5 protein-coding genes and 1 pseudogene are annotated in these 22,537 nt (G+C 74.8%); all 6 read left to right on the top strand.

Annotation, left to right across the window (positions count from 1 at the left end):
- The first annotated feature begins 380 nt into the window (after positions 1-380).
- Positions 381-1,214 carry a phenylalanine 4-monooxygenase gene (locus tag ACZ7KF_RS23900; RefSeq protein WP_471078503.1) on the top strand — a complete coding sequence of 278 codons (834 nt, stop codon included), beginning with the start codon at positions 381-383 and terminating at the stop codon, positions 1,212-1,214.
- Positions 1,211-2,551, top strand: coding sequence for a lysine N(6)-hydroxylase/L-ornithine N(5)-oxygenase family protein (locus ACZ7KF_RS23895; RefSeq protein ID WP_471078501.1), 1,341 nt, complete (start codon positions 1,211-1,213; stop codon positions 2,549-2,551). The genes ACZ7KF_RS23900 and ACZ7KF_RS23895 overlap by 4 nt, the downstream gene beginning before the upstream one ends.
- A 1-nt stretch (position 2,552) precedes the next feature.
- Positions 2,553-3,248 carry an FMN-binding negative transcriptional regulator gene (locus tag ACZ7KF_RS23890; RefSeq protein ID WP_471078498.1) on the top strand — a complete coding sequence of 232 codons (696 nt, stop codon included), beginning with the start codon at positions 2,553-2,555 and terminating at the stop codon, positions 3,246-3,248.
- Entirely contained in the window at positions 3,245-14,071 is a 10,827-nt protein-coding gene (locus tag ACZ7KF_RS23885; protein ID WP_471078495.1) for a non-ribosomal peptide synthetase, read from the top strand. The genes ACZ7KF_RS23890 and ACZ7KF_RS23885 overlap by 4 nt, the downstream gene beginning before the upstream one ends.
- Positions 14,072-14,123: 52 nt before the next feature.
- Positions 14,124-20,723: pseudogene (locus ACZ7KF_RS23880) on the top strand (SDR family NAD(P)-dependent oxidoreductase); the annotation flags it as partial.
- A 33-nt stretch (positions 20,724-20,756) separates the two neighbouring features.
- Positions 20,757-22,537, top strand: a 1,781-nt coding sequence (locus ACZ7KF_RS23875) for a type I polyketide synthase (protein WP_471078492.1), incomplete at its 3' end; no start/stop codon positions are given.

Below are 22,537 nucleotides of genomic sequence, written 5' to 3'. Positions count from 1 at the left end.
CTATATCTGGACGGTGAGTCTAAGCAGGAGGAGAGGTGGTGTCCAGAGGCGCCTCCCGAGGGGAGCGACCGCCTGTGGCCGAAAAAATACGGCGCGTCATCCAGCCGTCACCCCGGATTGCATGAATATCGGTTCATGCGTGTTATCGGTCGATGTAAAGCCGCCGTAATCGGCACATCCTCGGAACCGTTGTCGATCATGTCGGGTAAACGTGCGTAAACAACTCAAAGCGGACAGCTCGAAGATTCTTGCAGGTGCCGCGGGTGGCGTGTAGGGTTCCCATTGGTTCGGCCAGACGGGGGAAGGCTGTTATGAGCACGTTCGAACCAGACCAAAAATCAGGGCAGCTCCTGTCGATGGGTATGACAGGAGGCGGGGGGATGAATAGCGATTCGGCCAGTGCCGGATTAACCGAAGAATCATCGGCGTACCAGCAGCGGCGCGACGAAATAGCGTCCCGCGCCGCGGACCACGTACTCGGCGGACCCATTGCGGAAGTCGAGTACACCGACGCCGAACACGCGCTGTGGCGCCTGGTCTCCCAGCGGCTGGCGGAGCGGCACCAGCACCTGGCCGCGCCGGAGTTCCTGGCCGCGGCGGAGCGGCTCGGTGTGGCCGAGGACGGCGTTCCGCAGCTGCAGGACGTGTCCGAGCGCCTGCGCGAGCTGACCGGATTCCGACTGCGACCCGCCTCCGGCGTGGTCCCCTTCGCCCTGTTCTGCGGCTCCCTGGCCGATGGATACTTCCATTCGACCCAGTACCTCCGTGACGGCGCGACCCCCTTCTATTCGACCGAGCCGGACATCCTGCACGAGGTCATCGGGCACGGCAGTGCCATGGCCGACGACCGGTTCGCGGCGCTGTACCGACTGGCCGGCGAGGCCGTACGCAGGGTCGAATCCGAGACAGCCGTCCAGTTCGTCGCCAAGACCTTCTGGTTCACGGTCGAGTGCGGGCTGCTGGACGCCGCCGACGGGCCCCGTGCCTACGGCGCCAGCATCGTCTCCTCCTACGGCGAGCTGGAGCACTTCCGCTCCGCCGACATCCGGCCGCTCGACATCGCCGACATGGTCCGCGTCGACTACGACATAACCCAGTACCAGACCACCCTTTACAGTGCGCGTTCCCTCACGCATCTGGAGGACGTCGCGGGTGAATTCTGGGCGTCCTGCGACGATACATCCATTGAAAAACTCCTGGTGGTTGATATATGACCCGGCTCGCAGGACACGTATCCACTGCACAGCAGAGCCCGGAATCAGAAGTACTGGACGTCACCGGAATCGGATTCGGTGCCGCGAATCTCGCGCTGGCCGTGGCGCTCCATGAATCAGAGGCCGCGGGACGAGCAGTTTTCCTGGAGAAGCAGAAGGAATTCGGCTGGCATCGAGGGATGCTCATCGAGGGTTCCTCGCTCCAGGTGTCCTTCCTCAAGGACATCGCCACCATGCGCAATCCCACCAGCGATTTCGGCTTCCTTTCCTATCTTCAGGACAAGGGCCGGCTGGTCGACTTCATCAACCAGCACACCCTGCTGCCCTCGCGCATCGAGTACCACGACTACCTCCAGTGGGCCGCCGACCGGCTGAACCACCTGGTCGAGTACGGCGTGGAGGCCACCGGCGTGCGCCCCGTGACCGACGCCGGCGAGGTCGTCGCGCTGGATGTGCTCGCCGGTGACCGGGTGGTGGCCCGGACCAGGAACCTCGTCATCGCCTCCGGCCTGCGCCCGCGGCTGCCCGAGGGCGCCGAGACCGGTGAACGCGTCTGGCACAGCTCCCAGTTGCTGCACCGGCTGCCCGCGTTCGACGAACGGCCGCCCCGGCGGGCCGTCGTGGTCGGCGCCGGCCAGAGCGCGGCCGAGGTCGCCGCGCACCTCATGGAGCGCTACCCCCAGGCCGAGGTGTGCACCGTGTTCGGCCGCTACGGCTACAGCGTCGCCGACTCCAGCCCCTTCGCCAACCGCGTCTTCGACCCGGCCGCCGTGGACGACTTCTACGTCGCCCCGCCCGAGGTCAAGCAGTCCATCATGCGGTACCACGGCGGCACCAACTACGCCGTCGTCGACGAGGACGTCCTCCAGGGCCTCGCCCGCCGCCAGTACGAGCAGAAGGTGACGGGCACCCCGCGCCTGCGGCTGATGAACGCCTCCCGCCTGGTGTCCGTCGAGTCCCGCGGTGAATCCGTCGCCGTACGCGTGGAGTTCCTGCCCACCGGCGAACAGACCGCACTCGACGCCGACCTGGTCGTGTACGCCACCGGGTACCGGTCCGGCGACCCGGCCGAACTGCTGGGCGGCGTCCGTGACGCCCTCCGCCGGGACGCGGCGGGGCAGTTGGTCATCGGCCGGGACTACCGGCTCGCCACCACCGGGGACTTCCGGTGCGGCATCTACGTCCAGGGCGCCACCGAGGCGACCCACGGCATCGCCTCCACCCTGCTGTCCATGGTGGCGGTCCGCGCGGGCGAGATCGCCCAGTCGATCATCGGCGGCCGGCGCGACCCGGACCGCACCGCCGCAAGCGAGGCAGTAGCCGGGAACAGGGGCTGAAGTGTACGAGCGTCCGCTGTACCGCGAGGACCGCGACGGCGTCGTCCTGGCGTTTCTGCAGCACAACCCACTGGCACTGGTCGTCACCTCGCACGAGGACGTCCCGGTGGCCACCCACGCGCCGGTGCTGTTCCGGCACGGGCCCGACGGGGCGGACGCCGAGGCGGTCGCCGCGGGCACGGTGCCGCTGGCCGGCTCCACCCTGATCGGCCACATGAACGTCGAGAACCCGCAGTGGCGCCGGATGCGCTCCGGCGACCGGGCGCTCATCGTGTTCCAGGGCCCCCACGGCTATGTCTCGCCGACGGTCTACGAGGTCACGCCCGCCGCACCCACCTGGGACTTCACCGCCGTGCACGTGACCGGCACGGTGGAGCCCACCGCCGAACCCGCCGCCGTGCTGGACATCGTCTCCGACACCGCCCGGCGGCTGGAGGGCGGCTTCGGACGCGGCTGGGACCAGGAGTCCTCCCTCGACTACTTCCGCCAGATCGCGCCCGGCGTGGGCGCCTTCACCCTGCGGATCGAAACCGTGCAGACGATGTTCAAGCTCAGCCAGGAGAAGCCCGCCCCGATGCGGCGGCGCGTGGTCGAGCAGTTCGAAGCAAGCGAGTCCGGCAGCCATCGCGCGCTGGCGAGCATGATGCGCGCCCGCGGACTCACCGACGCCGACGAGGAGCGGGAGACAGCCGGATGACGCAGGGGAGCTCGCGACGGCCGGGACTGGACTCGGCACTGAACCGGCTCCGGGAGCGCACGGCGAGAACCGGCACGACACCGGCGGGCATCACCCGTGTCCCCCGGGACCAGCCCCTGCAGCTGTCGTTCGCCCAGCAGCGGCTGTGGTTCCTCGACCGGCTGATGCCGGGCAGCGCCTTCTACAACTTCGGCACCGCGGTGCGCGTCCGCGGCCCGCTGGACGCCGGCCTGCTGGCCAGGGCGCTGAGCCGCGTCGTCGCCCGCCACGAGACCCTGCGCACCGTCTTCGCCGACCACGACGGCGTGCCCGGCGCCGTCGTCCTGCCGCCGGAGCCGGTCGCCGTACCCGTGACCGACGCCGCGGACGAGACCGACGCCGAGCGGCTGGCCGGCGAGGAGGCCGCACGCCCCTTCGACCTCACGAAGGGCCCCCTGCTCCGCGCCCGTCTGCTGCGGCTCGCCGACGACGACCACGTGCTGCTGCTGACGGTCCACCACATCGCCACCGACGGCTGGTCGCACGGCCTGCTGTGGACCGAGCTGACCGCGGCCTACACCGCCCTCGCCGACGGCCGGCAGCCCGCGCTGCCGGAACTGCCCGTGCAGTACGCCGACTTCGCCGCCTGGCAGCGCCGCACCCTGCCGCCCGCCGTGCTGGAGCGGCGACTGGCCTTCTGGCAGGACCGCCTGGCCGGCCTGCCCCCGCTGGATCTGCCGCTCGACCGGCCCCGCCCGGCCGTCGCCTCCGCCGAGGGCGGCGTCGTCACCTGGCGGCTCCCGGCGGACGCCGTCGCCGCCGCCCGCGCGGTCGCCGCACGGCAGGGCGCGACCCTGCACATGACCCTGCTGGCCGCGTTCAGCGCGGTCCTCGGACGGCACGCCCGCACCGAGGACGTGGCCGTCGCCCAGCCCGTCGCCGGCCGTCCCCTGGCCGAGGTCGAGGGCCTCATCGGGTTCTTCGTCAACACCGTCGTCACCCGCACCGACCTGTCCGGCGACCCCTCCTTCGCGGAACTGGTCGAACGCGTCCGCGCCGCCTCGGTGGACGAGATGGCGCACCAGGACGTGCCGTTCGAGTACCTGGTGGAACGGCTCGTCCCGGAGCGCGACCTGTCGCGCAACCCGCTGGCCCAGGTCGTCTTCCAGTACGTGCCCCGCCCCGCCGCCCGCCCGGCGCCGTTCCCCGGCACCACCGCCGAACCCTTCGCCGGCGACCGTGCGTTCACCCGCATGGACCTGGAGGTCTACCTCGGCGAGGACGCCGAGGGCGGCGTCGAGGGACTCGTCAACTACAGCCGCGCCCTGTTCGACCGGGAGACCGTCGAGCGGCTGGCCCGTCACCTGACGGCACTGCTGCGCACCGCCTGCGCCCGGCCGGACCTGCCCCTGTCCCGGCTGACCATGACCGACGCCACCGAGGACGCGGCCCTGGAGCGGACCGCCCGGGGCACCGACGTACCGCTCCCCGACGCCTCGCTGCCCGAACTGTTCGCCGCCCAGGCCGCCCGCACCCCGGACGCCGTCGCCGTCGCCGACGGAACCGAGCAGCTCACCTACGCCCGGCTCGACCGCGCCGCCAACCGGCTCGCCCACGTCCTGACCGGTCACGGAGTCGGTCCCGAGCGCATCGTCGCGCTGGCGGCCGAGCGCTCCGCGCACCTGGTCGTCGCCGTGCTCGCGGTACTCAAGGCGGGCGGCGCCTATCTGCCGCTCGACGTCCGCAACCCGGCCGCCCGGACCCGCGCCGTTCTCGCCGACACCGGCGCCGCACTGCTGCTGACCGACGGCGGCCCCGCACCCGCCGGCACCGAGCACCTCCCGGTGGTGAACCTGCGCGACGTCCCCGGCACCGCCCCCGACACGGCCCCGCCGGTCACGGTCCGCCCGGACGGCCTGGCCTACGTGATGTCCACCTCCGGGTCCACCGGCACCCCCAAGGCCGTCGCCACCACCCACCGCGCCGTGGCCGGCCTCGCCCTCCACCGGCGCTGGGCCGGCGGCGCCCACGACCGGGTCCTGCTGCACTCCCCGCAGGCCTTCGACGCCTCCACCTACGAACTGTGGTCCCCGCTGCTGTCCGGCCGCCGCGTCGTCGTGGCCCCGCCCGGCGACCTCGCACCGCGCGCCCTCGCCCGCGTCGTCGCCGACCAGGGCGTCACCGCGCTGTGGCTGACCTCCGGCCTCTTCGACCTCGTGGTCGAGGAGGACGTCACCTGTCTGACCGGCGTCCGCGAACTCGTCGTCGGCGGCGACACCGTGTCCCCCGCGACCGTGGCCCGCGTCCGCGCCGCCCACCCGGAACTGACGGTCGTCAACGGCTACGGCCCCACCGAGACCACCACCTTCGCCACTCTCCACCCGATCGCGCCGTCCGACCCGGCCCCCGGCGGCCGGGTGCCCATCGGCAGCCCCCTGGACAACACCCGCGCCCACGTCCTCGACGACCGGCTGCGTCCCGTCCCGTTCGGCGTGCCCGGCGAACTGTACGTCGGCGGCCCGCGCCTGGCCCGCGGCTACGCAGGCCGCCCGGCGGCCACCGCCGAGCGCTTCCTGCCCGACCCGTTCGGACCGGCGGGCAGCCGCATGTACCGCACCGGCGACGTGGTGCGCCGCCGCCCCGACGGCGTCCTGGAGTTCCTCGGCCGGGCCGACGACCAGGCGAAGCTGCGCGGTCTCCGGGTCGAGCCCGGCGAGGTCGAGGCCGTGCTGGCCGCCCACCCCGCCGTCGCGCACACCGCCGTCGTCGTGCGCGGCGACGGCCCGGCCGGCAAGCGGCTCGTCGCCCACGTCGTACCGCGCGCCGGGCACACCACCGACGCCGCCGCGCTGCGCGCGCACGCGGCGGCGGCCCTGCCCGACTACCTGGTGCCCTCCGCGTTCGTCATCGGCGACGCGCTCCCGCTGACCGCCACCGGCAAGATCGACCGGGCCGCGCTGCCCGCCCCGCTGGACACCCCGGACACCGGCGCGGCCACCCCGCGCACCGACGCCGAGCGCGCGCTGTGCGACATCTTCGCCGAGCTGCTCGACGTCGACGCGTTCGGCGCCGAGGACGACTTCTTCGTGCGCGGCGGACACTCGCTGCTCGCGACCCGTCTCGTCGCCCGCATCGCCCGCGTCTTCGGCACCGACGTCCCGCTGCGGGAAGTCTTCGAGCACCGCACCCCCCGCGCCCTGGCCGCGGTGGTCACCGGTGCCGCGCACCCGGCCGACCCGGCGCCGCCGCTGGAGCCGGCGGACCGCGACCGGCCGCTGCCGCTGTCCTTCGCCCAGCAGCGGATGTGGTTCCTGGACCAGCTCAGCCCCGGCAGCGCCTCGTACACCTCCGGCGGTGCCCTGCGCGTCCGCGGACCGCTGGACGCCGAGCGGCTCGCCGGCGCCCTGTCGGCGGTCGTCGCCCGCCACGAGACCCTGCGCACCACCTTCACCGTGGCGGACGGCGTGCCCGCCGCGGTCGTCGGCGCCGCCGCCCCGGTCGCCCTGCGGGTCGTCGACGTACCGGACGAGGACGCCGCCCGGGCCGCGGCCTCCGCCGAGCTGTCCACCGGGTTCGACCTGGCGCACGGCCCCCTGCTGCGCGCCACGCTGCTCCGGCTCGCCCCCGACGACCACGTCCTCGTCGTCGCCGTGCACCACATCGCGACCGACGGCTGGTCCCAGGCCCTGCTGTGGGCCGAGGTCGCCGCCGCCTACGACGGCACACCGCTGCCCCCGCCGCCCGTCCAGTACGGCGACTACGCGCTCTGGCAGCGGTCCTGGCTCTCCGGCGAGGTGCTGGAGCGCCGGGCCGGCTACTGGACCGACCGGCTGGCCGGCCTCGCCCCGCTGGAGCTGCCGCTGGACAAGGCCCGGCCCGCCGTCGCCACCGGCCGGGCGGGCACCCTGCCCTGGCAGCTGCCCGCCGAGGTGATCCGGGACGCCCGGGCCGTCGCCGCCCGCGAGGGCGCCACGCTCTACATGGTGCTCCTGGCCGCGTTCACCCTCGTGCTGTCCCGGTACGCCCGCACCGAGGACGTCGCCGTGGGCTCGCCGATGGCGGGCCGGACCCGCGCCGAGACCGAGGCGCTGATCGGCTTCTTCGTCAACGTCGTCGCCGTCCGCACCGACCTGTCCGGAGACCCGACCTTCCGGGAACTCCTCGGCCGCGTACGGGAGTCGGTGGTCGGCGCCGTCGAGCACCAGGACGTCCCCTTCGAGCACCTGGTGGAACGGCTCCGCCCCGAGCGCGACCTGTCCCGCAACCCGCTGGTGCAGGTGGCGTTCCAGCTGCTGACCGACGCGCCCCGGCGGACCTGGTGGCAGGGCGCCCAGGCCGGGCCGTTCGACATCGACCACGCGTACACCCGGATGGACCTGGAGGTGCACGCCGTCGAGACCGGCGACGAGGTCCGCGCGACCGTCCTGTACGCCGCCGACCTGTTCGACGCCGACACCGTCCGCCAGCTGATGCACCACGTGTCGGTCGTCCTCGGCGAGGTGCTCGCCGATCCCGACCGGCCGGTGTCCGCGGCGACCATGCTCGACGCGACCGACCGGCACCGCACGATGGTCGCCTGGAACGACACGGCCGCTCCGCTCCCGGACGGCTCCGTGCCCCGGCTCTACGCCGAACAGGCCGCCCGCACCCCCGACGCCGTCGCCCTGATCTGCGGCGACGAACGCGTGACCTACGCGGAACTGGACCGGCTGGCCAACCGTTTCGCCCACCTCCTGCTGGCCCACGGCGTCGGCGCCGACGAACCGGTCGGCGTGGCCACAGGCCGCTCCACCGGCATGGTCGCCGCCGTGCTGGGCGTGCTCAAGGCGGGCGCCGCCTATGTGCCCCTCGACCCGCGCAACCCTCCGGGCCGTACCGAGCGCATCGTGGCCACCTCCGGGCTGCGCGTCGTCATCGCCGACCGCCCGGTGCCCGGCACCGACGGCGTCACCGTCCTCGACGTGACCGACCCGGGACCCGGACCCGACACCGACCCCGGCATCGACCCGCACCCCGACACCACCGCGTACGTCATCTACACCTCCGGCTCCAGCGGCGAGCCCAAGGGCGTGGCCGTGACCCACCGCAACGTCGTGGTGCTGGCCGCCGACCGCCGCTGGCGGAACGGCAACCACGAACGGGTCCTGCTGCACTACCCGCTGGCCACCGACATCTCCACCTACGAGCTGTGGCCGTTCCTGCTGGCGGGCAAGCAGATCGTCGTCGCCGCCGACGAGCACGTCGAGCCGGACACCTTCGACCGGCTCATCCGCGAGCACGGCGTCACCGCCATGTGCCTGCCCGCCCCCCTGTTCAGCCTGCTCGCCGAGGAGTGCATGGACTGCTTCGGCGGGCTGCGCGAGGTCCTCACCGGCGGCGAGGCCGTGTCCGGCGAGACCGTCGCCCAGGTGATGGCCGCCCATCCGCACCTGACCGTGCTCGACGCCTACGGGCCGACCGAGGCGACCGCGTTCACCACGCTGTTCCCCATGGAGCCGGGCTTCCGCCTCGTCGGCTCCCGGGTGCCCATCGGAGCCCCGATCGACAACACCCGCGTGTACGTCCTCGACGACGCCCTCCGGCCGGCGCCGCTCGGCGTGGCGGGCGAACTCGTCATCGGCGGGCCCCGGGTGGCCCGCGGCTACCTGGGCCGGCCCGACCTGACCTCCGAGAAGTTCGTGCCGGACCCGTGGGGCGGGCCCGGCGAGCGGATGTACCGCACGGGCGACGTCGTACGGTGGCTGCCCGGCGGCGCGCTGGAGTTCCTCGGCCGCGCCGACGTCCAGGTCAAGATCCGCGGCTTCCGGGTGGAGCCCGGCGAGGTCGAGGCCGCGCTGCTGAGGCACCCGGCCGTCTCGCAGGTCACCGTCGCCGTGCGCGAGGACATCCCCGGCGACAAGCGCCTGGTGGCCTATGTGGTGCTGGAGCCGGACGCCGGTGACGGCGTGCTGCCCGCGCTGCGCGCCCACGCCGCGGGCGCCGTACCGGACTACATGGTGCCGTCGGCGTTCGTCGCGCTCGACGCGTTCCCGCTGTCCACCACCGGGAAGATCGACCGACGGGCCCTGCCCGCCCCCGACACCCGCTCGGTCGCCGAGAGCGGATACGCCGAGCCCGCCACCGAGGCGGAGCGGGTGCTGTGCGAGATCTTCGCCGAGGTGCTGGACGTGCGCCCGGTGGGCGCCGACGACGACTTCTTCGCCCTCGGCGGGCACTCGCTGCTGGCCACCCGGGCGATCGCCCGGATCCGCGCCCGCTTCGGGCCCGACGTGCCGCTCCAGGCGGTGTTCGAGCGGCGCTCCCCGCGCCGGCTGGCCGAGACCCTCGGCGAGCCCGGCGCGGTGACGGACGTGATCCGGCCGGCCCCCCGCGAGGGCGCGCTCCCGCTGTCGTCCTCCCAGCGCCGTCTGTGGTTCCTGGACCGGCTCACCCCGGACAGCGGCTTCTGGAACGTGGCGATGGGCGTGCGCGCCCGTGGCCCGCTCGACGTGGACGCCCTGGGCCGGGCCCTGTCCCTGGTGGTCTCCCGCCACGAGGTGCTGCGCACCGTCTTCGCCGCCGACGCCGGCGAGCCGGTGGCCGTCGTCCGCCCCGCGACCCCGCTGCACCTGGACGTCACGGACGTCGCCGACGAGGCCGAGGCACGCGCCCTGGCCGAGGCGGACGCCGCGCGCCCCTTCGACCTGGCCCGGGGGCCGCTGCTGCGCGCCCGGGTGCTGCGGCTCGCGGCCGAGGACCACGCCGTCCTCATCACCGCGCACCACGCGGTCACCGACGGCTGGTCGCACGCCGTCTTCTGGGGCGAACTGGCCGAGGCCTACCGCGCCGAACTGGCCGGCGACACCGCCGACCTGCCCGCACTGCCCGTCCAGTACGGCGACTTCGCCGTCTGGCAGCGCGACCGGCTCACCGGCGCCGAGCGGGAACGGCACCTGGCCTACTGGCGGACCCGGCTCGCCGGCCTGCGCCCCCTGGAACTGCCCCTGGACCGGCCCCGCCCCGCGGTCGCCGGCTCGGCGGGCGCCTCCCAGCCGTGGGAGCTGCCCGAGGACCTGGTCCGGGCCGCGCGCGCCCTCGGCGACACCGAGGGTGCCACCCTCTACATGACGCTGCTGACCGCCTTCACGGTGGTCCTGGCACGGTTCGCCGGCACCGAGGACGTCGCCGTCGGCGCACCGGTGGCGGGCCGGACCCGCCCCGAGGTGGAGCGGCTGATCGGCTTCTTCGTCAACATGCTGGTGCTGCGCACCGACGTGTCCGGCGACCCCACCTTCCGCGACCTGCTGGGCCGGGTACGGGAGACGGTGGTGGGCGCCATGGACCACCAGGACCTGCCCTTCGAGCACCTGGTCGAGACCCTGGCACCCGAACGGGACCTGTCCCGCAACCCGCTGGTCCAGGTCGTCTTCCAGCTCATGCGGGCGCCCGGGGACAAGGGCGACCGCCTCGGCGCCGCCCGGCTGGAACCGCTGCTGGACGAGCACGCGTTCACCCGCGTCGACCTCGAAGTGCACCTCACCGAGGACGGCGACCGGGTGCGCGGCACCGTGCTGCACTCCACCGCCCTGTTCGAGGCGGAGACGGTCCGCCGGATGCTGCACCACCTCACGGTCCTGCTGCGCACGGCGCTCGCCGACCCGGACGCGCCGCTGTCCACGCTCTCGCTGCTGGACGACGACGACCGCCACCTGCTGCTGGAGCAGTGGAACGACACGGCCCTGCCGTACCGGGACGCCTCGCTCGCCCGGCTGTTCGCCGAGCAGGTCGCCCGCACCCCCGACGCCCCGGCGGTGGAGTGCGAGGACGACGTCCTCACCTACGCCGAACTGGACCGCGAGGCCGAGCGGATCGCCGCCGGGCTGCGGGCACGCGGGGTACGGCCGGACGACCTCGTCGGCCTGTGCCTGGAGCGCAGCACCGTGCAGATGGCCGGCCTGATCGGCATCCTCAAGGCCGGCGCGGCCTATGTGCCGATCGACCCGAACCACCCCCGCGACCGGATCCGGCTCATCGTGGACGACGCCCGGATGACCGTCGCCGTCACCGACCGGGCGCACGCGGACGTCTTCGCCGAGGGCACCGCCCTCGTCCTCGTGGACGCCCCGGACCGGACCGAGCCGCTCCCGGCCGGGGCGACGGAGCGACCGGGCCCCGACTCGCTCGCCTACGTCGTCTACACCTCCGGCTCCACCGGCGTGCCCAAGGGCATCGCCATGCCCGCCCGGTGCGTGGTCAACATGCTCGCCTGGCAGAAGAAGGCGGTACCGGGCGGCCCCGGCACCCGGACCGCCCAGTTCACCGCCCTCACCTTCGACGTGTCGGTGCAGGAGGTGCTCTCCGCGCTGCTGTACGGCGAGACGCTGGTCATCCCCACCGAGGAGACCCGCCGCGACCCGGCCCGCTTCGCCCGCTGGCTCGACGAGCGGGCCGTCGAGCAGATCTTCGTGCCCAACCTGATGATCCGCGCCCTCGCCGAGGAGGCGGCCGCCGGCCGGGCCCGGCTCACCTCGCTGCGGCACATCTCCCAGGCGGGCGAGCCGCTGACCCTCGACTCCGTGCTGCGCGAGTTCTGCGCCGCCCGGCCCCGGCTGCGCCTGCACAACCACTACGGCTCCACCGAGATCCAGGTCGTCACCTCCTACACCCTGCCCGGCGACGTCGCCGACTGGCCCCGGGCCGCACATCTGGGCGAGCCCGTCGACAACTCCCGCGCCTACGTGCTGGACGACCGGCTGCGGCCGGTCCCCGTGGGCGTCGCCGGCGAACTGTGCTTCGCCGGCCCCGGGCTCGCCCGCGGCTACGTCGGCAAGCCGGAACTGACGGCGCAGAAGTTCGTCGCCGACCCCTTCGGCCCGCCCGGTTCCCGCCTCTACCGCACCGGAGACCTGGGCCGCCGGCGCCCCGACGGCAGCCTGGAGTACCTGGGCCGGCTCGACCACCAGGTCAAGATCCGGGGCTTCCGGGTGGAGCTGGGCGAGGTCGAGGCCGTGCTGCTGCGGCACGCCGAGGTGACCCGCGCCGTCGTCGTCGCCCGCGAGGACACCCCGGGCGTCAAGCGGCTCGTCGGCTACGTCGTGCCCGTCCCCGGCACCGACGGCGGACTGCCCGCCCGGCTGCGCGCCCACCTGGCGGACGCCGTACCGGACTACATGGTGCCGTCGGCGCTCGTCCCGCTGGACGCGTTCCCGCTGACCACCACCGGGAAGATCGACCGGGCCGCGCTGCCCGCCCCCGATCTGCGCACCACCCTCGACACCGGCTTCACCGCGCCCCGCACCGGCGAGGAGAAGGCCCTGTGCGAGGTGTTCGCCGAGGTGCTGGAGACCGAACGGGTCGGCATCGACGACGACTTCTTCGCCCTGGGCGGACACTCGCTGGTCGCGGCCCGCACGGTCGCCCGGATCCGTGAGGTGCTGGACGCCGAGGTCTCCCTGCGGGAGCTGTTCCAGCACCGCACCCCCCGCGCGCTCGCCGAGGTCGTCGCCGTGTCCCCGCGCTCGGCCGTTCCGCCCCTGGTGCCGGTGTCCCGGCAGGAACCCCTGCCGCTCTCGCTCGGCCAGCTGCGGCTGTGGCGGCTGCACGAGGCCGACCCCGGTGACCCGGTCTGGACGATCCCGCTGGCCGTGCGCATCACCGGGGAACTGGACACGCACCTGCTGGGCCGCGCCCTGACCGAGGTCGTCCGCCGGCACGAGGCGCTGCGCACCGTCTTCGTGCCCGGCGACGAGCCCATGTCGGTGGTCCTGCCCGCCAGGGACATCGTGCTGGAGCCGGTGGACGTGCCCGACGAGACCGCCGCCCGCGCCCTGGCCGACGAGGCCGCGGCCCGCCCGTTCGACCTCGTCTCCGGCCCCGTGCTGCGGCCCGCCCTGCTGCGGATCGCCCCGGACGACCACGTCCTGCTGCTGACGGTGCATCACATCGCCACCGACGGCTGGTCCCAGGGCGTGCTCTGGACGGAACTGTCCGGCGTCTACGCGGCGCTGCGCGAGAACCGTCCGTCCGAGCTGCCCGAACTGCCCGTCCAGTACGGCGACTTCGCCGTGTGGCAGCGCTCCTGGCTCACCGGCCCCGCGCTCGACGCGCAGCTGGACCACTGGCGCCGGCGGCTGGCCGGGCTGCGGCCCCTCACCCTGCCGGGCGTCCCGGCGGACGCCGCCCACGACGGCACCGGCGTGCTGACCGAATGGCGGCTGCCCGCCGACCTGGTCGACACCGCCCGCAGGGTCGGCGCCGAGCACGACGCCACCCTCTACATGACCCTGCTGGCCGCCTTCACCGCCACCCTGGCCCGCTGGACGGGCACCGACGACCTGGCCGTCGGCTCCCCGGTGGCGGGCCGCACCCGGGCCGAGGTCGAGGGGCTGATCGGCTTCTTCGCCAACTTCGTGCCCCTGCGCGTCGACCTCTCCGGGGACCCGTCCTTCGCCGGCTTGCTGGCCCGGGTCCGGGACACCGCCGTCGACGCGTACGCCCACCAGGCACTGCCCTGGGAACGCGTCGTCGAGGGCCTCGGCCTGGACCCCGAACAGCCGCTGGTCGACGTCGTGTTCCAGCTCGTCAACGTCGAACTGGGCGAACTGGGCCTGCCCGGCGCCCGCGTCGAGCAGTTCACCGGCGAACAGACCTACGCACGCTGGCACCTCGAGGTGCACCTCGTCGAGGACCCCGACGGCGGTCTCACCGGACACGTCGTCCACCGCGCCGCCGCCCTCGGCCGACGCGTCGTGGACGACCTGCTGGCCGGCACCACCGCCCTGCTGCAGGCCGCACTCGCCGATCCCGGCCTGCCCGTCTCCGCACTGCACGCACCGGACCCGCTGGAGGGGACCACCCATGACTGAGCCGCTGACCGAACCGACGGCCGCTCAGCCGCCCGCGCTCACGCACCGGCTCGCCGGTCTGCCCGAGCCCGAGCGCCGGCGCGTCGTCCTGGACCTGGTCCTGACGCAGGTCGCGGAGGTCCTCGACCTCGGCACCGCCGCCGACGTACCGCCGGACCGGGCCATCCGGGAACTCGGCCTGCGCTCGCTGACCGCCGTACAACTGCTGCTGCGGCTCAGCCGCGGCACCGGCGTGAAACTGCCCACCACCGCCATCTACGACCACCCCACCGCCCGCGCCCTCGCGGACGCCCTCGTCGACGCCGCCTCCGGCCGGCACGTCCTGCTCGTCGAGGACGACGAGCCCGTGCGGCGCGCGGCCGACGACGACCCGGTCGCCGTGGTCGGCATGGCCTGCCGCTTCCCGGGCGGCGTGCGCACCCCCGACGACCTGTGGCGGCTCCTGCTGGAGGAACGCGACGCCATCATGCCGTTCCCCACCGACCGCGGCTGGGACCTGGCCGCGCTCGCCGACCCGGACGGCCCCCTGGCCAGCCGCACCCGGCACGGCGGATTCCTCGACGACGTCGCCCTGTTCGACGCCGGATTCTTCGGCATCAGCCCCCGCGAGGCCCAGCTGATGGACCCCCAGCAGCGGCTGCTGCTGGAGACCGGCTGGGAGGCGCTGGAGCGGGCCGGTGTCGCCCCCGGCTCCTGGCGGGGCGGACGCGTCGGCGTCTTCGTCGGCGCCAACGCCCAGTCCTACTCCTCCCTGCTCGCCGGCATCCCCGAGGGCGGCGACGGACACGCCCTGACCGGCCGCCTGGCCAGTGTGGTGGCCGGCCGCATCGCCTACGTCCTCGGCCTGGAGGGCCCCGCCTTCACGGTCGACACCGCCTGCTCGTCCTCCCTCGTCGCCCTGCACCAGGCGGTGCGGTCGCTGCGCTCGGGCGAGAGCACCCTCGCGCTCGCCGGCGGCGTGACCGTCATGCCGACGCCGGAACTGTTCGTCGACTTCACCAAGCAGGGCGGCCTGTCCGAGGACGGCCGCTGCCGCTCGTACGCCAAGGCCGCCGACGGACTCGGCTGGTCCGAGGGCGCCGGCATGCTCCTGCTGGAGCGGCTGTCCGACGCCCGGCGCAACGGCCACCCGGTGCTCGCCCTGCTGCCCGGCACCGCCATCAACCAGGACGGCGCCTCCAACGGGCTCACCGCGCCGAGCGGCGCCGCCCAGCAGCGCGTGGTACGGCAGGCACTGGCCGACGCCGGACTGCGCCCCGGCGACGTGGACGCCGTCGAGGGACACGGGACCGGCACCACCCTGGGTGACCCCATCGAGGCCCAGGCCCTGCTCGCCTCCTACGGCCAGGACCGCGACCGGCCGCTGTGGCTGGGCTCGCTGAAGTCCAACCTGGGCCACGCGCAGGCCGCCGCCGGCGTGGGCGGAGTCATCAAGACGGTGCTCGCGCTCCAGCACGGACTGCTCCCCAGGACACTGCACGTCGACGAGCCCACCCCGCACGTGGACTGGGTGTCCGGCGACGTGCGGCTGCTGACCGAGGCCCGCCCCTGGCCCCGCGGCGAACGCCCGCGCCGGGCCGGCGTGTCGTCGTTCGGCGTCAGCGGCACCAACGCCCATGTGATCGTGGCGGAAGCGCCCGAGGCGCCCGAGGCGCGGGAAGCGGCGCCGGAGCAGCCGGCCGGTTCGGTCCCCCTGCCCTGGCAGCTGTCCGCGCGCAGTGAGGCCGCCCTGCTCGAACAGGCCGCCCGGCTCCGCGAGTTCGTCGCGGCCGACCCGGACCTGGAGCCCGCCTCCGTCGCCCTCACCCTGGCCACCCGCCGCACCGCGTTCGAGCACCGCGCCGCCGTCGTGGGCCGTGACCGCGCCGAACTCCTGGCCGCACTGGACGTGCTCGCCGCGGGCGGCGCCGACCCGGCCGTCGTCCGCGGCACCGCCGGCGCCGACGGCAGCGTCGTCTTCGTCTTCGCCGGCCAGGGCGGCCAGTGGCTGGGCATGGGCGTCGAACTGCTCGACACGGACCCGGTGTTCGCCGCGCGCCTGGCCGAGTGCGAACGCGCCCTCGCCCCCTGGCTGGACTGGTCGGTCGTGGACGTGCTGCGCGGCGCCGAGGGCGCCCCGCCGCTGAGCCGCGTCGACGTCGTGCAGCCCGTGCTGTTCGCCCTCATGGTCTCGCTGGCCGCCGTGTGGCGCTCGCACGGTGTCGTGCCCTCGGCCGTGGTCGGCCACTCCCAGGGCGAGATCGCCGCGGCCTGCGTGGCCGGCGCCCTCACCCTGGACGACGCCGCGAAGATCGTCGCGCTGCGCGCCAAGGCCGTGGCCGACCTGCCCGGCCGCTGCGGCATGGGCTTCGTCGCCGCGCCCGCCGCCGACGTCGAGAAGATGCTGGAGCGCTGGCCCGGCCGGCTCGGCATCGCCGCCGTCAACAGCCCCCGCTCGCTGGTCGTCGCCGGCGACCGCGAGGCCCTGGAGGACCTGCTCGACCTCTGCGACGACGAGGGACTGCGCGCCGGCCGGGTCGCCGCCGACTACGCCTCGCACTCCCCGCAGGTGGAGGCCGTACGGCAGCGGCTGCTCGCCGAACTCAAGGGCATCCGCCCGCGGGACGGCGAAATCCCCCTGTACTCCACCGTCACCGCGGACTGGATCGACGGCAGCGAACTGGGCGCCCGCTACTGGTACCGCAACCTGCGCGAGCCGGTGCTCTTCCAGGACGCGGTCCGGGGTCTGCTCGACGCGGGCTACCACGCGTTCGTGGAGATCAGCCCGCACCCCGTGCTCACCGTCGCCATGCAGCAGACCGCCGAGGCCGAGGGCACCGACCTGCGCGTGGCCGCCACCCTGCGACGCGACGAGAGCGACCGGCTGCGTCTCACCACGGCCCTCGCCGAGGTGGCCGCCGGCGGTGTGCCGGTCGACTGGCGGCCCCTGTTCGACACCGTCGGCGCCCGCCCCGTCGAACTCCCCACCTACCCCTTCCAGCGCGAGCGCTACTGGCTCGCCCCCGGCACCACCGGCGCCGGCGACCTGACCGCGGTCGGCCTCACCGCCGGCGGGCATCCGCTGCTCGGCGCCGAGGCCGAACTCCCCGACGACGGCGGCCTGCTCCTCACCGGCCGGATCAGCCCCGAGACACACCCCTGGCTGACCGAGCACACCGTGCTGGGCACCGCCCTGCTGCCCGGCACCGCGGTCGTGGAGATGGCGGCCCACGCCGGCCACCGGCTCGGCTGCGCCCAGGTCGAGGAACTGACCCTGGCCGCGCCGATCGGCGTGCCCGCCGACGGTCTGACCCTGCGCGTCACCGTGCACGGCGCCGACGACTCCGGACGCCGTACGGTCGCCGTCCACACCCACTCCGGCGACGCCTGGACCCAGCACGCCACGGGCGTCCTGGCACCGGCCGCGCCCGCCGGGCCCGTGCCCGGCCAGTGGCCCCCGGCCGACGCGGAACCGCTCCCGGTGGACGGCGTGTACGACCGCTTCGCCGCCCGCGGCTACGGCTACGGACCCGCCTTCCGGGGCCTGCGCGCCCTGTGGCGCCGGGACACCGAGATCTTCGCCGAGGTCGAACTCCCCGAGACCGTCGCCACCACCGGCCACCTCGTGCACCCCGCGCTGCTCGACGCCGTCACCCAGGCCGTGCCCGCCGCCGAGCCCGACGACGCGCCCCTGATGCTGCCGTTCTCCTGGACCGGCGTGACCGTGCACCCCGGCACCGCCCGTGTCCTGCGCGTGCGCGCCGCCCGGGAGAGCGCCGACACGCTGCGCCTGACCGCCACCGACCGCGAGGGCCGGCCCGTGGTGGAACTGGCCGCGCTGCGGCTGCGGCCCGCCTCGCCCGGACAACTCGCCGCCGTGGCCGCCGCCGGCACGCGCGACGCGCTGTTCCGCGTGGCGTGGCAGACCCCCGACATCGAGGCACCCGCCGTCCGGCGCTGCGCCGTGCTGGGCACGGAACCGGCAGGTCTCACCGCGCCCCCGCACGCCACCCTCGCCGACATCGACGCCGGCCCGACGGACCTCGTCCTCGCCCCCGTCGGCACCGGAGCCGACGTCGTCGCCACCACCCACCGGGTCACCGCCCAGGTGCTGGAGCTGCTGCGCGACTGGCTCGCCGACGAGCGGTTCGGCCACGCCCGGCTCGCCGTCGTCACCCGGCACGCCGTCGCCGTCCGCCCCGGCGAGGAACCCGATCCGGCCGCCGCCGCGGTATGGGGCCTGGTCCGTTCCGCGCAGACCGAGCACCCCGACCGGTTCCTCCTCGTCGACACCGACGGCACGCCCGCCTCCCTCGCTGCGGTGCCGGCCGTCGGCGACGAACCGCAGACCGCGCTCCGCGACGGCGAACGCCTCGTCGCCCGGCTGACCCGCGCCCCCGAGACCGCGCTGCGCCCACCCGCCGGGGCCGACGCCTGGCGCGTCGACGTGGTACGGCCCGGCAGCATCGACGGTGTCGACGCCGTCGCCGCCCCCGACGCCACGGCTCCCCTGGCACCCGGCCAGGTGCGCATCGCCGTCCGCGCGGCCGGCGTGAACTTCCGGGACGTGCTCTGCGCACTCGACATGTACCCGGACGAGGTCGACGCGATCGGCTCCGAGGCCGCGGGCACCGTGGTCGAGGTGGCCCCGGACGTCACCGACCTCGCCGTCGGCGACCGTGTCCTCGGCATGGTGCCGGGCGGCTTCGGCACCCTCGCGGTGGTGGACCGGCGACTCGTGGTGCCCGTCCCCGCCGGCTGGTCCTGGGTCCGGGCAGCGGCACTGCCGTCCGTGTACGCCACCGCCCGCTACGCACTCGTCGACCTCGCCGGAGTGCGGGCGGGGGACCGGGTGCTGGTGCACGCGGCGGCCGGCGGTGTCGGCATGGCCGCCGTCCAGCTGGCCCGGTTCCTGGGTGCCGAGGTGTATGCGACGGCGAGCCCCGGCAAGCACGGGGTGCTGCGGGCGGCCGGTCTGGACGAGGCGCACATCGCGTCGTCGCGGGACACCGGATTCGCGGAGCGGTTCCCGGGGGTGGACGTCGTGCTGAACTCCCTCGCGGGGGAGTTCGTGGACGCGTCCCTGCGCCTGCTGCGGCCGGGCGGCCGGTTCGTGGAACTCGGCAAGACCGACCGCCGCGACCCCGCGGACCTGCCCGGCGTCGACTACCTCCCGTTCGACCTCCTGCTGGACGCCGGCCCCGACCGCGTCCAGAGCCTGCTGACCGAGGTCGTCGCCCACGCCGAGGCGGGCGAGGTGACCGGCCTGCCGACCCGCACCTGGCCGCTCGCCGACGCACGCGGCGCGTTCCGGTTCATGGCCCAGGCCCGGCACACCGGGAAGATCGTGCTGACCGTCGCCCCCTACGCCGACGGCACCGTCCTGATCACCGGCGCCGGCGTGCTCGGCGGCGTCCTCGCCCGGCACCTGGTGGCCGAGCACGGCGCCCGCGACCTCGTGCTGGCCAGCCGCCGCGGCGCCGCCGCCCCCGGCAGCGCCGACCTGGTCGCCGAACTGGCCGCGGCCGGCGCCACCGTCCGCTTCGAGACCTGCGACGTGACCGACCGCGCCGCCCTCGACGCACTGCTCGCCCGGCTGACCGCCGAGGCACCGCTGACCGCGGTGGTGCACACCGCGGGCGCCCTCGACGACGGCGTGCTGACCGAACTCGGCTCCGACCGGCTGCCGGCCGTGCTGCGGCCGAAGGCCGACGCCGCCTGGCACCTGCACGAACTCACCGCAGACAGCGACCTGTCCGCGTTCGTGCTGTTCTCCTCCGCGGCGGCCACCCTCGGCACCCCCGCGCAGGCCAACTACGCGGCCGCCAACGCCTTCCTCGACGCGCTCGCCGAACGGCGCCGCGCCGCGGGTCTGCCCGGCACCGCCGCGGCCTGGGGACTGTGGGCCGACGCCACCGGTCTCACCGGACACCTGGACGCCGCCGACGTCGCCCGCGCCGGCCGCAACCGCATCGTGCCCATGGCCGCCGCCGAGGGACTGGCCCTGTTCGACGCGGCCACCCGCACCGGCGAAGCCGTGACCGTCACCGCCCGCCTGGACCTCGCCACCGCCTCCGCGGCTCCCACCCCGCCGCTGCTGCACGGCCTGGTCGCCACCCCGGCCGGCCCGGCCGCCGCCCGTCCGGCGACCGACGCGGCGGCCCTGCGGGCGCGGATCACCGCACTGCCCGCACCCGAGCGCACCCCCGTCCTGCTCGACCTGGTCCGCGGCCAGGTGGCCGACGTCCTGGGGCACCGGGGAAGCGAGGCGGTGGCACCCGACCGAGGCTTCAAGGAACTGGGCTTCGACTCGCTGACCGCCGTCGAACTGCGCAACCGCCTCGGCGCCGCCACCGGCCTGCGGCTGCCCACCACCATCGTGTTCGACCACCCCAACCCCGCCGCGCTCGCCGACCACCTGCTCGACGCGCTCCTGCCGAGCGAGTCCGACGAGGCGAGCGCCGACCGGATCATCGCCGAACTGGCCCGGGTGGAGAGCGCGCTGGGCGCCCTGCCGGCCGAAAGCGCCGACCGCGCCCGGGTGGCGGCGCACCTGCGGGAGCTGGCGGCCCGCTGGGACACCGACACGACCGGCGAGGCACCCGAGCGGGCCGCGCTGGACGGCGTCACCGCCGACGAACTCTTCGACCTGATCGACCGGGGCATCTCTTGATCCGCGCCGAACGAACCGCACGGGGGTGCACCGATGGCTGACGAGGCCAAACTGCTCGACTACCTCAAGCAGGTCACGGGCGACCTGCAGGTCGCCCGGCGCAGGCTGCGCGAGGCCGAGGCCCGCGACCGCGAGCCCATCGCGATCGTGGGCATGGCCTGCCGCTACCCCGGCGCGGTGGCCACGCCCGAGGACCTGTGGCGGCTGCTGACCGCCGGGACCGACGCGGTCGCCGCGTTCCCCGAGGACCGCGGCTGGGACATGGCGTCGGTCTACGACCCGGACCCCGACCGGCCCGGCACCTCCTACGCCCGCGAAGGCGGATTCCTCGACACCGCGGCCGACTTCGACGCGGGGTTCTTCGGGATCAGCCCGCGCGAGGCGCTGGCCATGGACCCGCAGCAGCGGCTGGTGCTGGAGACCTCCTGGGAGGCCCTGGAGCGGGCCGGTATCGACCCGCACGGCCTGCGCGGCAGCGCCACCGGCGTGTTCGTCGGCTTCAGCAGCGAGGACTACTCCGACATCACGGGCACGGTGGCCACCGAGCTGGAGGGCTATGTCGTCACCGGCACCTCGCCCAGCGTGCTCTCCGGCCGGGTGTCCTACACCCTCGGCCTGGAGGGCCCCGCCCTCTCCGTCGACACCGCGTGCTCCTCGTCCCTGGTCGCTCTGCACCTCGCCGTCCGCTCGCTGCGCGCGGGAGAGTGCACGCTGGCGCTCACCGGCGGGGCGACCGTGCTCTCCACGCCCGGCGTGTTCACCGAGTACAGCCGGCAGCGGGCCCTCGCCGCCGACGGCCGCTGCAAGGCGTTCGCCGCGGCCGCCGACGGCTTCGGCTTCGCCGAGGGGGCGGGCATGCTCGTCCTGGAGCGGCTCTCGGACGCCCGGCGCAACGGCCACCCCGTGCTGGCCGTGGTCCGCGGCACCGCGATCAACCAGGACGGCGCGAGCAGCGGACTCACCGCCCCGAACGGGCTTGCGCAGCAGCGCGTGATCCGCCAGGCCCTGGCCGACGCACGCCTGGCCGCGAGCCAGGTGGACGCCGTGGAGGCGCACGGTACGGGCACCCGGCTGGGTGACCCGATCGAGGCGCAGGCCCTGCTGGCCACCTACGGCCAGGAGCGGGACGAGCCGCTGTGGCTGGGCTCGGTCAAGTCCAACATCGGGCACACCCAGGCCGCCGCCGGCGTGGCCGGTGTGATCAAGATGGTGCAGGCGATGCGGCACGGGACGCTCCCGCGCACCCTGCACGTGGACGAGCCGTCCCCGCACGTCGACTGGGCCTCGGGCGCCGTGGAACTCCTCACCGAGGAGCGCGAGTGGCCGCAGACGGAACAGCCGCGCCGCGCGGGCGTGTCCTCGTTCGGTGTCTCCGGCACCAACGCCCACGCCATCCTGGAGCAGGCACCCGAGCAGACCGAGCCCACCGACGAAGCCACGGACCGCACCCTCCCGGTCGTCCCGTGGACGCTGTCCTCCCGTACGGCGGCCGGTCTGCGCGCCCAGGCCGAACGCCTCCTCGCGCACCGGCCCGCGCTGGACGCCGGCCCGTACGACGTGGCCCTCGCCCTCGCCACCACCCGCTCGGCCTTCGAGCACCGCGCGATCGTGCTGGGCGCCGACCGCGACGCGCTGCTCACCGGCCTGGCCGCCGTCGCGGCGGGCACCGAGTCCGCCGAGGTGGTACGCGGTCGGGCCGTGGGCGACGGCCGCGCCGTCTTCGTGTTCCCGGGTCAGGGGGCGCAGTGGGCGGGGATGGCGGTGGATCTGTTGGATTCGTCGTCGGTGTTCGCGGGGCGGATGGCGGAGTGTGC

It is taken from the genome of Streptomyces sp. NPDC038200 (assembly GCF_055600785.1).
The sequence above is the reverse complement of the archived record's forward strand: the minus strand, read 5'-3'. Positions and strand labels throughout refer to the sequence as shown.

Coding starts and splice junctions, on each gene's coding strand:
- ACZ7KF_RS23900 (WP_471078503.1), top strand. CDS start 381: ATGAATAGCGATTCGGCCAGTGCCGGATTAACCGAAGAATCATCGGCG.
- ACZ7KF_RS23895 (WP_471078501.1), top strand. CDS start 1,211: ATGACCCGGCTCGCAGGACACGTATCCACTGCACAGCAGAGCCCGGAA.
- ACZ7KF_RS23885 (WP_471078495.1), top strand. CDS start 3,245: ATGACGCAGGGGAGCTCGCGACGGCCGGGACTGGACTCGGCACTGAAC.